We start from the raw sequence: 1,072 nt of genomic DNA on the forward strand, positions 1-1,072 counted from the left end.
AGGACCTGTTGTATCTGATGCTCCAGCTTGTGAAGGCGAAGTAACTTATACTTGGACATATACAGACTGTGCTGGGAACTCTCAAAACTACGTACATAGAGTAACGATTGATTTTGCGGACTTTGTATTACCAAATAATGAAAGTTCAACTGTTACATGTATTGATGACGCTCAAACTGTACCTACTCCTCCATCAATTACAGATAATTGTAATAATGATATAATTCCAAATGGACCAATTGTTAGTGCAGACCCGAATTGTATTGGTGATAAAACTTATACATGGACATATACAGATTGTGCTGGAAACTCGCAAGATTGGATTTACACCTATTCAATAAATGATGATATCGACCCAATAATAGTAACTCCTGCATCTAACATTTCTATTGAATGTGATGGTACTGGGAATAATGGTGCTATACAAACATGGTTAGATAATAATGGTGGAGCTTCTGCTTCAGACAACTGTTCTGAAGTTACGTGGACTAATAATTATGGAGGGACAATTTCTGATTGTTCAACTCCAATAGATGTTATCTTTACTGCAACTGATGCTTGTGGAAACTCTGTTTCAACAACTGCTTCATATGCAATTACTGATACAGTTCCTCCTACAATTGAAACTGAAGCTAGTGACTTAACAGTTGAATGTGATGGTCAAGGTAATATAGCTGATTTAGAAACATGGATAAATAATAATGGTGGTACAATTGCAAGTGATGATTGTAGTACTATAACTTGGGATGATGACTATAAAGGTGTATTAACTCCTGGTTGTGGTTTAACTGGATCTGCTATCGTTAGCTTTAAAGCAACTGATGCTTGTGGTAACGAAAGTATTTCTACTGCTACTTTTACTATTGTTGATACTACAGCTCCAGTGGCTCCTAGTGCGCCTGCTGATATCGCTTACGAGTGTATCGCTGATGTGCCTGCTGCTGGTGATTTAACAGCTGCTGATAATTGTGCTGGTGATATTACTGTTACTGGTGTGGATGCAACTGATAATACGGATCCTTGTAACATAATCATTACTCGTACTTGGACATTCACAGATGCTTGTGATAAC

The 1,072-nt window shown here is 37.5% G+C and carries 1 pseudogene; it reads left to right on the forward strand.

Annotated elements, in window-relative coordinates:
• Positions 1-1,072 (forward strand): annotated as a pseudogene (locus tag ACI5KZ_RS14765) (hypothetical protein); the annotation flags it as partial.

This window comes from Xanthomarina sp. GH4-25 (genome assembly GCF_045363175.1).
Taxonomy (GTDB): Bacteria; Bacteroidota; Bacteroidia; order Flavobacteriales; family Flavobacteriaceae; genus Xanthomarina.